Below are 12,297 nucleotides of genomic sequence, written 5' to 3' on the forward strand. Positions count from 1 at the left end.
ACATGATTACTCAATCAGACGCACATCGCCGAACGACGGAAGACTGAAGAAGGTTTCCCAGTGCATCCAGACGGCGAAAGCCTTGCCCACCAGCAGTTCGTCCGGCACGAAGCCCCAGTAACGGCTGTCATTACTGTTGTCGCGGTTATCGCCCATGACAAAGTACTGCCCTTGTGGCACAACCCACTCACCGACAATTCCGCTGGCGGCAACATCATGGTAGACCTGGTGCTGAACCCCGTCCAGATTCTCCGCCAGCAGCAACTGCTGTGGTTTGAGGGGCGGAAGCTGGGCCAGAAGCTGCTGCGGCTGCGGCTTTCCATTCACAAATACGGTCTTGTTCTGGTAGCGGATACGATCACCCGGCAGACCAATGACGCGCTTGATGTAATTAACCGACGGGTCTTTCGGGTATTTAAAGACGACAACATCACCCGCCTCGGGCGTATTAAAATCGACGACTTTGGTATTCAGCACCGGCAGTCGCAGGCCGAAGTGATACTTGTTCACCAGAATGAAATCACCAATCTTCAGCGTCGGCAGCATGGAGCCCGACGGAATCTGAAACGGCTCAACCAGAAAGGAGCGCAGGACCAGCACCACAAAGAGCACCGGGAAGAGCGAACGGGAAAGATCGATCCAGCCTGGCACCTGGTTGAGCTTGATCAGTGTCTCCTGCGGCAGAGCCGCCGACAGCTGCAGCTGTGCTTTCTGTACCCTGGCACTGCGCGCCGGCGCCAGCCAGAACTTGTCCACACACCAGCCAATCGCGGCCAGAAAGGTCGCAACCACAAGTACCAAAGCAAAATCGAAATTCATCGTCTGTCCTTAACTGTCAACTTTCAGTACGGCAAGGAATGCATCCTGCGGAATCTCGACCCGGCCGACCTGCTTCATGCGTTTTTTGCCTTCTTTCTGCTTGGAGAGCAGTTTTTTCTTGCGGCTCACGTCGCCGCCATAGCACTTGGCCAGTACGTTCTTGCGCAGCGCCTTCACCGTACTGCGGGCAATAATTTTGCCGCCGAGCGCCGCCTGAATCGCGACATCGAACATCTGCCGCGGAATCAGCTCCTTCATCTTTTCGCACAACTGACGGCCACGATACTCGGCGTTATCCTTGTGCAGAATCACCGCCAGCGCATCAACCTTCTCGGCGTTGATGAGAATATCCATGCGCACCAGGCGGGCTGCTTCAAAGCGAATGAAGTTGTACTCGAGCGATGCATAGCCACGGCTGACTGACTTGAGTCGGTCAAAGAAGTCGAGTACGACCTCCGCCATGGGCAATTCATATTTCACCTGCACCTGCCGACCGACATAATGCATGTTTTTCTGAGTCCCGCGTTTTTCCACGCAGAGGCCGATAACCTGGCCGAGGAATTCCTGCGGCACCAGGATGTTGGCTTCAACGATGGGCTCACGCATTTCGCGCACTGAGCCGGGATCCGGCAGTTTGGACGGGCTGTCGATGTGTACGACTTCACCGGTGTTGAGCTCAAGCTCGTACACAACCGTGGGGGCTGTGGTGACCAGATCGAGGTCGTACTCACGCTCCAGTCGCTCCTGAATGATCTCCATGTGCAGCATGCCAAGGAAGCCGCAGCGAAAGCCGAAGCCCAGGGCATCAGAGGTTTCAGGCTCAAAGAACAGCGAGGCATCATTGAGCGTCAGCTTGTCGAGGGCGTCACGGAAATCCTGGTAATCATCCGCATCCGTCGGGAAGAGCCCGGCGTAGACCTGCGGCTGAACCTTCTTGAATCCCGGCAAGATTGGCGTATCCGGCGTCTTGGCGTGGGTCAGGGTATCGCCGACCGGCGCGCCGTGGATGTCCTTGATGCCGGCGATGATATAACCCACTTCACCCGCCTTGAGCGCATCTGTCGGTGTCTGCTTGGGGGTAAAAATACCCACCTGATCAACCGGGTAGGACACCCCGGTGGATTTGACCAGTACCTTTTCCTTGCGCCTCAGCACACCGTGCTTGACCCGCACGAGGGAGACCACGCCCTGATACTTGTCGAACCAGGAGTCAATAATCAGCGCCTGCAACGGTGCGTCCAGGTCACCAACCGGCGGCGGAATATGTGTGATCAGGGCTTCCAGCACATCACCAACGCCCATGCCACTCTTGGCCGAGCAGGCAACAGCATTACTGGCATCAATACCGATGACTTCTTCGATCTCTTCGCGCACACGCTCAGGCTCGGCCTGGGGCAGGTCCATCTTGTTCAGGATGGGCAGCACTTCCAGACCCTGCTCCAGCGCGGTGTAACAGTTGGCCACAGACTGCGCTTCCACACCCTGAGCTGCGTCTACTACCAACAGTGCACCTTCACAGGCAGCAAGGGAACGGGACACTTCGTACGAGAAGTCAACGTGTCCGGGGGTGTCGATAAAGTTCAGCTGATAGGTCTCGCCGTTCAGGGCATTGTACTTGAGCGTAACGCTCTGGGCCTTGATCGTAATGCCTCGCTCACGTTCCAGGTCCATTGAGTCCAGAACCTGCGCGGCCATTTCACGCTCAGCCAGGCCACCACAGGTCTGAATGAAGCGGTCAGCCAGGGTCGATTTACCATGGTCGATATGGGCGATGATGGAGAAGTTGCGAATATGATCGAGATTGCTCACGTGTAGGATACTCGGGATCAGCTGACCCTGGATGTTAGGGCGATAATTCAAAGCGACGAAGTTTACCGTATTTACCGCAGCGCGGCTATCGAATGCACGCGCCAGGGAAGTGCCCTGCACAGGCACAGTGCTCTGTGCTCAGAGCTCTAATCGACAGCCAGAACGAAACAGGGGGCCGGATGGCCCCCTGTCTTTATTTACTCGAGTTTGAGCGGAATAAACATCGGGCTTCCCCGACGCACGATGCGCAGAGGCACCGGCCGGTCAACTGGAAGCTTTTCCAGCGCCTGTTCAAACTGAGTCACACTCTCGATCACCTCTCCGTTTACCATGGTAATGACGTCCTCAACCACGAGCCCCGCATCCGCGCCGGCGCCAGGGTTAACCGCGCGTATTACCACGCCTGAACGCAGATTCCACTTTTCCTTGCGCTCGGTATCCAGCTCGCCGACAACCAGCTCAAGGCGATTGCTCACCAGCTCATCGGCACGGCCGGATGCGGCAAGCTGATCGCTGTTTTCAGGCAGTGCCTCTATAGTGACATCCAGCCGCTCATGCTTGCCGTTGCGCACTATATCAATAGGTACGGACTCCCCGGGCTTGATGCGACCAACCTGCGGCGGAAGGTCCGACGACAAATCGATATCCCGACCATCAAAGCGGTAAATCACATCGCCTTCCATGAAGCCTGACTTTTCGGCGGGGCTACCCGGCAATACTTTTGCAATCAGGGCACCGGCAGGCTTGTCGAGACCGAAGGACTCAGCGAGATCTCGGCTTACTTCCTGAATGATCACACCCAGCCAGCCACGAGTGACATGACCCTGGGTCTTGAGCTGTTCGGCAACATCCATGGCAACATCAATTGGAATAGCGAACGACAGCCCCATAAAACCGCCTGAGCGGGTGTAAATCTGTGAGTTTATGCCGACAACCTCGCCATTGAGGTTAAACAGCGGACCACCGGAGTTACCCGGATTGATCGCCACATCAGTCTGGATAAAAGGTACGTAGGACTCGTTGGCCAGTGCACGTTCGGTGGCACTGACGATCCCTGCGGTCACTGAATGGTCAAAGCCAAAGGGCGAGCCAATGGCAAGAACCCACTCACCCGCTTCCAGCGCCTCCGACGAACCAATACGCACAAAGGGCAACCCGGTCGCATCAATTTTCAGCACCGCCACATCCGCTCGCTCGTCCGAGCCAATCACCTGGGCTTCAAGCTCGCGCCGGTCACTGAGGCGTACCAGCACCTTGCCAGCTCCCTTGACCACATGATGATTGGTAAGAATGTAACCGTCTTTACTGATGACAAAACCGGAACCCAGCGAGCGCGGCGCGGGACGCGGCTGCTCGCCCAGCTCCGGCAACTGCTTGAAGAAATGCTTGAACATCTCAGGAATCTGCTCCGCATCAGGCCCCTCGAACGGATTGAGCGCAGACGCCTGGCCGGTCTTCTCTTTGGGTACCGTACTGATATTGACCACTGCAGGCGCCGCCTCCTTCACCAGACTTTTGAAGTCAGGCAATTCGGCATGCGCAGGCAACCATACCAGACACAACAGAATGCTGAGTACTACTTTCATTGACTGCATGGATTCAGACCTTTTGAGGGCACACTAGATAATATTCATCAGTACAGGCTGGTAACGACAGGAGCGCGCCAGACGTTGCCCGGCGCCCCTGACCAGCAACAAACCCGCTGCCAGACCAAAGAAGCTGCCAATAACCGAGGGCAACTCGGACACACCGTAAAAGGATCCCAGGTATCCACCCAGAAAGAGCAGGACAAGAGGCAGGGTATAGAGCAGCACCGAGGCTTGCAGAAAACTGCCTTCCTCGATGCCGACACTGACCCTGTCACCTACGCGCGCCACAAGGCCATGCGGGTTATCAATCAGCAGACGTTCGCTGCGCTTGCTGGCATATTCTGCCAGTACACGCTGGCCGCATCCCTTGCTGGCGCTGCAGCTCTGGCAGGTGCCTGTGCGATCGGACTCAACCCAGATACCTTCGCCATCCACAGCCACCACAACAGCATCTTCCTGCAGCATTTACTGGCTGACCTGAACTGAAGCGGCAATACGATCCGCAATCATCAGCGGCACATCACCCACAACCGTCACGAAGTCATCACCGCGACGTTTTCCGACCGCGATCATGTCCTTGGACTGCGCAGCGCCGGCGGCAACCGTCTGACGCCCGAACGGTTCGATGCAAACGGATACCGAATGACGCCCATCGGAAAACAGCATCACTTCAGCATCGGGCATCACTTCATGACGCACCTTGGTAAAGCCATCCGGCAACCACTGAGCTCGCCAGCCTGGTTCTTTGACGCCAAGCATATGCTGATGCTGATCGATGTAGCGCTCAAGCCCGCGTGACAGTCGAATCACATCCGCCTGCGGAGCTCCCTGGGCGGCATAACCACTCTCGTGCCCATAGCGGGCCCGCACGAAATCGGCGGAACTGCTCACCGACGGCAACAGGTATTGCGGCTGGCTGCTGGCAACCGTGTTTATCGGCTCAGCATTGAAGCCCTGCACACCCAAAATGACCACTGCCGTCACGGAGGCGGCCGTGGCCATGCTGATCAGCGGCTTCCAGTAACGCCCGGCTTCGATCTTGCGGGGAGCCGTTTCCTGCTCGGCATCGAATTCTCCTGTATCCAGCAGCGGCCCCACATCAGCACTGGCTATCTGCGCCATCACACCGGCACTGATATCAGTAATCACCGTATCGCGCTCGCCCTTGAGGGCTGAGCGTGTCAGGTGGTAACGGCGCCACTTTTCACCCATCGCCGGCTTCTCATCCAGCGTAGACAGCAGCCGACGCGTTTCAAAGTCATTGGCTTCACCGTCCACAAGCGCCGACAGGGTATCGTTGAACTCATCACTCATGGTTTTCCCTCAAACACATTCTCGTCATGTTCCCGGCAGCTCTCCGTCACTCCGCCAGAAAAGGCACTATCTCTTTATCGATCGCCTCTCGCGCCCTGAAAATACGGGAACGAACCGTTCCCACCGGGCAATCCATGACATTGGCGATATCTTCATAACTTAAACCATCGAACTCGCGTAACGTCAGCGCAACCCGAAGGTCTTCGGGCAATTTATCCAACACACGTTTAACGATGGCTTCAAGCTCATCCCGATAAAGGTTGTTCTCGGGCGTTTCGATATCCTTGAGCTGACTGTCTCCACCAAAATAATGTGCATCCTCCACCGCCACATCAACATCCGGTGGACGGCGCCCTTTGGCAACCAGGTGATTTTTGGCCGTATTAATGGCAATTCTGTACAACCATGTATAAAAGGCACTATCACCACGGAATTTCGGCAAGGCACGGTAAGCCTTGATGAAAGCTTCCTGGGATACATCCAGCGCTTCGTGGTGGTCATACACATAACGCCCAATCAGGCCAATGATCTTGTGCTGGTACTTTTTTACCAGCAGATCATAAGCTCGACTGTCACCCGCCTGCACACGCTTCACCAGCTGCCCGTCAATCGCGCTCTGACTCTCGTTTGACACTCCAGATCCTTATGTTCCAAGGTACTACTTCCCCTACTGCAGGGGATTTAATGACGTGAGTATGGCTGTGCCGACTACGTCATTGCAACCTCTCAAGAGCCGGGTATCGCAAGCTAAACAATATGAACCTGGGGTGAATGGTTAGTTCCGACCGAATCGGAAAAATTTCCCGTCAAACGACACAAAAGGTTCACGCAGGCAGCCCCTGCATTGCATAATTGCTGTTTGGCATCCCGCACTACGGCTCTCAGGGTTAAGCATGACCAGCGAACATATCCATGACGTTTTGATCATTGGCAGCGGAGCGGCTGGCCTGACACTGGCTTTACAGCTTCCCACGCACCTGAGCGTCGCTGTATTGAGCAAGGGACAGCTGACCTCCGGCTCTACCTGGCTGGCCCAGGGCGGCATTGCTGCCGTGCTCGATGCAGGCGATACGACCCAGGCCCACTACGCTGATACCATGATCGCCGGCGCCGACCTGAGTCGCCAGCAGGCGGTCGAATATACGGTGACCCAGGGCACTCGCAGCATCCAGTGGCTGATTGAGCAGGGCGTCCCCTTTACCCGCGAAGACAGCCAATTGCACCTGACCCAGGAGGGCGGCCACTCCCACAGACGCATTATCCATGCCGCCGATGCAACCGGCAGAGCAGTACAGGAAACCCTGATTCAGCAGGCCCAGTCTGCCAGCAATATAACGCTGTTTGAAAACTGCATCGCGGTTGACCTTATTACCCGTGAAAAGCTCCGCCTGGCAAACAATCGCTGTGTTGGCGCTTATGTCCTGGACAGCGGGTCCGGCGAGGTACAGCTGTTCCGGGCCGGTCAGGTCGTACTCGCCACCGGTGGCGCATCCAAGGCCTATCTCTACACCAGCAACTCGGACGGAGCCTCCGGAGATGGTATCGCCATGGCCTGGCGCTCAGGCGCCCGGGTTGCCAATATGGAGTTCAATCAGTTTCATCCCACCTGCCTGTACCACCCGCAGGCCAAGTCATTTCTGATTTCCGAAGCTGTGCGCGGAGAAGGCGGTCACCTGCTGCTGCCGGATGGCGAACGCTTTATGCTGCGCTTTGATGAGCGCGGCGAACTGGCACCGCGCGATATCGTCGCCAGAGCCATTGACCACGAAATGAAGCGCCTGGGCTGTGACTGCCTTTACCTCGACATTTCCCACAAGCCGTCCGACTTCATCAAGGGTCACTTTCCGACCATTTACACCAAGTGTCTGGAGCTGGGTATCGACATCACACGCCAGCCCATTCCCATAGTGCCCGCCGCCCACTACACCTGTGGCGGCATCGTGACCGATATCCGCGGGCGCAGCGATATCCCCGGGCTCTATGCGATCGGCGAAACGGCCTTCACCGGCCTGCATGGCGCCAACCGGCTTGCCTCCAACTCCCTGCTTGAATGCCTGGTGTTCGCCAGCGCGGTTGCGACCGACATCGCCGCCAGCCAGACGATATCGCCGGACAGCAGCATTAGCGTACCGGCCTGGGACTCATCCCAGGTCACCGACTCCGACGAAGACGTTATCATCTCCCATAACTGGGAAGAGCTCCGTCGCTTCATGTGGGACTATGTGGGTATTGTTAGAACCAACAAGCGACTGCAGCGGGCAAAGCACCGCGTCGATCTGCTGCAGCAGGAAATCACCGAGTATTACAGCAACTACCGCGTCACCCGGGATCTGCTGGAATTGCGCAATCTCGCGCTGGTATCAGACCTGATTATTCGTTCAGCCATGCAGCGCACCGAAAGCCGGGGCCTGCATTACACCCTCGATTATCCGGATCTTGCCCCCGAGGCACGCGACACCATTCTGACGCCGGTTAACTACGAGTGGCCTGATCAGGTGCACTGAGCTGCAAAGGCGCAAGCCTGGCGATCACACTCAGGCGCCTGAAGGCATCGGCAGTTACACTGTCAGGCAAGAGTACCAGCCGCCGCCGTCGGCCACCGGCATGAACTCTCAATATCAGTAGCCAGCGCCAGGCCAGCACCGACTCCAGCGTATCGACCGTCACCCAGCCCTGCTCCGCCTCATAGAGCGCAACAGTATGCAGGTCCGCATCCCAGCGCAGTGCCTGTACAGCATCCCTGCGCTGACGGTAACTCAGCCAGAGGTTCAGCCCTGCAACAACAGCCAGGCACAGAATCAGAGAGGACGGGAGTACCGAAAGTGCAAGCAGCACGACAAGTGTGAGGTGGCTTGATAGCTGCAGCCACCAGAGCATGCGCGACGGCTTGAGCGTAACTTCAAGCGGGCTGAACACGGTCCAGAATCATCTTCACCATCCGGGCAATCTCAGGGTCGGCCGCAACCTCACGCTGCATAAACCAGACAAACAAATCCTGGTCTTCACAGGCGAGCAGCTTTTCAAACCTTAGCTGATCCTCCAGCGGCAACTGACTAAAGGCCTCGTCAACAAAAGGCACCAGCAGAACGTCCAGTTCAAGCATGCCGCGCCGACTCTGCCATCTCAGACGTCGAATATCCTCGTCACTGTACATAGGGCTCTAAATACTCTTAGTGTGAATGATGCAGGCGTTTTATCACTTAAGTCACAAGGCAGCAACCCATGCCTTTAAATGTCCTGTGCGAAAATCACGGATTTTCAAATTCCACATACAAAAAAGCCCCGACCGAAGGTCGAGGCGTTTTCGTTGAATAAATACTTGGCGCCTCGCTGGCGAGCCGTCCCGCAGACAAGTATGCTGCGGTCGTCAAACCGGGTCAAAGCTGCGCTTCGACAAGTCCCGTTTTGACCCTACTATCACATGGCAGGACGGCCGCGAGCGGCGCTGTCTACCGTCCCCATGTGAGGGTCATCGCCAGTCATTATCCCATACGGAAAAACCCCGGCCTCATCGAGACCGGGGTTTCCGTTATTAAATGCTTGGCGATGACCTACTCTCACATGGGGAAACCCCACACTACCATCGGCGATACCGCGTTTCACTACTGAGTTCGGGATGGGATCAGGTGGTTCCACAGCTCTATTGTCGCCAAGCAAAACTTGTACACTATGGATTCTGGCCTCGACAGATTGTGGCCTGTCGCGACGTGTCTTAATTCGATTATGTCTTGTCTGCAGCACAAGCTCGTGCCAATGCGTCAATCTCGTCTCTCTCGTGCTTTTCGCCTGCTCGTTCTTTTCAGTCGGAGCAGGCAACCAAACGCCTTGGGCGTTATATGGTCAAGCCTCACGGGCAATTAGTACGGGTTAGCTCAACGCCTCGCAGCGCTTACACACCCCGCCTATCAACGTCTTAGTCTTAAACGGCCCTTTAGGGGGCTCAAGGCCCCAGTGAGATCTCATCTTGAAGGGGGCTTCCCGCTTAGATGCTTTCAGCGGTTATCCCGTCCGAACGTAGCTACCCGGCAATGCCACTGGCGTGACAACCGGAACACCAGAGGTTCGTTCACTCCGGTCCTCTCGTACTAGGAGCAACTCTTCTCAAATCTCAAACGCCCACGGCAGATAGGGACCGAACTGTCTCACGACGTTCTAAACCCAGCTCGCGTACCACTTTAAATGGCGAACAGCCATACCCTTGGGACCGGCTTCAGCCCCAGGATGTGATGAGCCGACATCGAGGTGCCAAACACCGCCGTCGATGTGAACTCTTGGGCGGTATCAGCCTGTTATCCCCGGAGTACCTTTTATCCGTTGAGCGATGGCCCTTCCATGCAGAACCACCGGATCACTAGAACCTACTTTCGTACCTGCTCCACGTGTCAGTGTCGCAGTCAAGCACCCTTCTACTCTTGCGCTCAATGCATGATTTCCGACCATGCTGAGGGTACCTTCGTGCTCCTCCGTTACTCTTTGGGAGGAGACCGCCCCAGTCAAACTACCCACCACACAATGTCCTCGAACCGGATTACGGTCCAGAGTTAGAACCTCAACAGTACCAGGCTGGTATTTCAAGATTGGCTCCACGCAGACTGGCGTCCACGCTTCAAAGCCTCCCAGCTATCCTACACAAGTAATGTCAAAGTCCACTGTGAAGCTATAGTAAAGGTTCACGGGGTCTTTCCGTCTAGCCGCGGGTAAACTGCATCTTAACAGCTATTTCAATTTCACTGAGTCTCGGGTGGAGACAGTGTGGCCATCGTTACGCCATTCGTGCAGGTCGGAACTTACCCGACAAGGAATTTCGCTACCTTAGGACCGTTATAGTTACGGCCGCCGTTTACCGGGGCTTCGATCAAGAGCTTCGCTTGCGCTAACCCCATCAATTAACCTTCCGGCACCGGGCAGGCGTCACACCCTATACGTCCACTTTCGTGTTTGCAGAGTGCTGTGTTTTTAATAAACAGTCGCAGCCACCTGGTATCTTCGACTCCCAACAGCTCACCCCGCGAGGGGGTCACCATCAGGAGCGTGCCTTCTCCCGAAGTTACGGCACCATTTTGCCTAGTTCCTTCACCCGAGTTCTCTCAAGCGCCTTGGTATTCTCTACCTGACCACCTGTGTCGGTTTTGGGTACGGTCAGCGGTAACCTGAAGCTTAGAGGCTTTTCCTGGAAGCGTGGCATCAACGACTTCAGTTCCTAAGAACCTCGTCATCAGATCTCAGTCTTAAGGGGGACCGGATTTGCCTAATCCCCCAACCTACATCCTTAAACGCAGACAACCAACGCTGCGCTCGCCTAGCCTTCTCCGTCCCCTCATCGCAGTTACCGCCGGTGCAGGAATATTAACCTGCTTCCCATCGACTACGCATTTCTGCCTCGCCTTAGGGGCCGACTCACCCTACCTCGAATAGCGTTGGATAGGAAACCTTGGTCTTCCGGCGTGGAGGTTTTTCACCCCCATTATCGTTACTCATGTCAGCATTCGCACTTCTGATACCTCCAGGATGCCTCACAGCTTTCCCTTCAACGGCTTACAGAACGCTCCTCTACCATGCCATAAATGGCATCCACAGCTTCGGTGTATCACTTAGCCCCGTTATATCTTCCGCGCAGGCCGACTCGACTAGTGAGCTATTACGCTTTCTTTAAAGGGTGGCTGCTTCTAAGCCAACCTCCTAGCTGTCTGAGCCTTCCCACATCGTTTCCCACTTAGTGATAACTTTGGGACCTTAGCTGGTGGTCTGGGTTGTTGCCCTTTTCACGACGGACGTTAGCACCCGCCGTGTGTCTCCCATGATTGCACTCACCGGTATTCGGAGTTTGCATCGGGTTGGTAAGTCGGGATGACCCCCTAGCCGAAACAGTGCTCTACCCCCGGTGGTGAGACATGAGGCGCTACCTAAATAGCTTTCGAGGAGAACCAGCTATCTCCGGGCTTGATTAGCCTTTCACTCCGATCCACAGGTCATCCGCTAACTTTTCAACGGTAGTCGGTTCGGTCCTCCAGTTGATGTTACTCAACCTTCAACCTGCCCATGGATAGATCGCCCGGTTTCGGGTCTAATCCCAGCAACTAAACGCCCTATTAAGACTCGGTTTCCCTACGGCTCCCCTAGACGGTTAACCTTGCTACTGAAATTAAGTCGCTGACCCATTATACAAAAGGTACGCAGTCACGGTCTCAAGAACCGCTCCCACTGCTTGTACGTACACGGTTTCAGGGTCTATTTCACTCCCCTCACAGGGGTTCTTTTCGCCTTTCCCTCACGGTACTGGTTCACTATCGGTCAGTCAGGAGTATTTAGCCTTGGAGGATGGTCCCCCCATGTTCAGACAGGATAACACGTGTCCCGTCCTACTCGTTTTCATTGATAAGGCGTTTTCGCATACGGGGCTATCACCCACTACGGCGGCACTTTCCAGCGCCTTCTGCTAACACCAAACCAACTTAAGGGCTAATCCCCGTTCGCTCGCCGCTACTAAGGGAATCTCAATTGATTTCTTTTCCTTCGGGTACTTAGATGTTTCAGTTCCCCGAGTTCGCCTCTTAAAGCCTATGTATTCAGCTAAAAGATACCCAGTAAACTGGGTGGGTTTCCCCATTCAGACATCTCCGGATCAAAGGTTGTTTGCCACCTCCCCGAAGCTTTTCGCAGGCTACCACGTCTTTCGTCGCCTCTGACTGCCAAGGCATCCACCGTGCACGCTTCGTCACTTGACCATATAACCCGAAGGCGTCTGGTAAGGACGAGAGTTCGATAA

General features: G+C 55.7%; 9 protein-coding genes and 2 rRNA genes. 1 reads left to right on the plus strand and 10 read right to left on the minus strand.

The window, feature by feature from the left end; all coding sequences use genetic code 11:
- Window positions 1-6: 6 nt before the first annotated feature.
- The 6 genes from lepB to rpoE all read right to left on the minus strand — a co-directional run bounded on the left by lepB (window position 7) and on the right by rpoE (window position 6,165).
- Window positions 7-819, minus strand: coding sequence for a signal peptidase I (gene lepB / locus A8C75_RS17350; protein WP_067385331.1), 813 nt, complete (start codon window positions 817-819; stop codon window positions 7-9).
- A 9-nt stretch (window positions 820-828) separates the two neighbouring features.
- On the minus strand, window positions 829-2,628 hold the full coding sequence (gene lepA / locus A8C75_RS17355; protein ID WP_067385333.1) for a translation elongation factor 4: 1,800 nt from the start codon (window positions 2,626-2,628) through the stop codon (window positions 829-831).
- Between the two features lie 197 nt (window positions 2,629-2,825).
- A complete protein-coding gene (locus A8C75_RS17360) occupies window positions 2,826-4,223 on the minus strand; it encodes a DegQ family serine endoprotease (protein WP_067385335.1) in 1,398 nt (465 codons plus the stop codon).
- 24 nt (window positions 4,224-4,247) lie between these two features.
- Window positions 4,248-4,682: a SoxR reducing system RseC family protein gene (locus tag A8C75_RS17365; RefSeq protein ID WP_067385337.1), complete on the minus strand. Its 435-nt coding sequence runs from the start codon at window positions 4,680-4,682 to the stop codon at window positions 4,248-4,250.
- Complete coding sequence (locus A8C75_RS17370; protein ID WP_067385339.1) at window positions 4,683-5,531, minus strand: MucB/RseB C-terminal domain-containing protein; 849 nt, start codon at window positions 5,529-5,531, stop codon at window positions 4,683-4,685.
- Between the two features lie 46 nt (window positions 5,532-5,577).
- Window positions 5,578-6,165, minus strand: a complete 588-nt coding sequence (gene rpoE, locus A8C75_RS17375) for an RNA polymerase sigma factor RpoE (RefSeq protein ID WP_067385341.1) — start codon at window positions 6,163-6,165, stop codon at window positions 5,578-5,580.
- Window positions 6,166-6,424: 259 nt separating this feature from the next.
- Between rpoE and nadB the strand changes: the two genes are divergently transcribed.
- Complete coding sequence (gene nadB / locus A8C75_RS17380) at window positions 6,425-8,035, plus strand: L-aspartate oxidase (protein WP_067385343.1); 1,611 nt, start codon at window positions 6,425-6,427, stop codon at window positions 8,033-8,035.
- Here nadB and A8C75_RS17385 read toward each other — a convergent pair.
- The 4 genes from A8C75_RS17385 to A8C75_RS17400 all read right to left on the minus strand — a co-directional run bounded on the left by A8C75_RS17385 (window position 8,004) and on the right by A8C75_RS17400 (window position 12,256).
- The gene (locus tag A8C75_RS17385; RefSeq protein WP_067385346.1) at window positions 8,004-8,447 is read right to left on the minus strand and encodes a protein YgfX; all 444 of its coding nucleotides are present in this window, start codon (window positions 8,445-8,447) and stop codon (window positions 8,004-8,006) included. The genes nadB and A8C75_RS17385 overlap by 32 nt on opposite strands.
- The gene (locus A8C75_RS17390; protein WP_067385350.1) at window positions 8,431-8,685 is read right to left on the minus strand and encodes an FAD assembly factor SdhE; all 255 of its coding nucleotides are present in this window, start codon (window positions 8,683-8,685) and stop codon (window positions 8,431-8,433) included. The genes A8C75_RS17385 and A8C75_RS17390 overlap by 17 nt, the downstream gene beginning before the upstream one ends.
- A gap of 384 nt (window positions 8,686-9,069) precedes the next feature.
- Window positions 9,070-9,185: ribosomal RNA gene (gene rrf / locus A8C75_RS17395) — 5S ribosomal RNA — on the minus strand.
- Window positions 9,186-9,367: 182 nt separating this feature from the next.
- A 23S ribosomal RNA gene (locus tag A8C75_RS17400) occupies window positions 9,368-12,256 on the minus strand.
- Between the last annotated feature and the right edge of the window lie 41 nt (window positions 12,257-12,297).

The organism is Marinobacterium aestuarii (assembly GCF_001651805.1).
In the GTDB taxonomy this organism is placed as follows: domain Bacteria; phylum Pseudomonadota; class Gammaproteobacteria; order Pseudomonadales; family Balneatricaceae; genus Marinobacterium_A; species Marinobacterium_A aestuarii.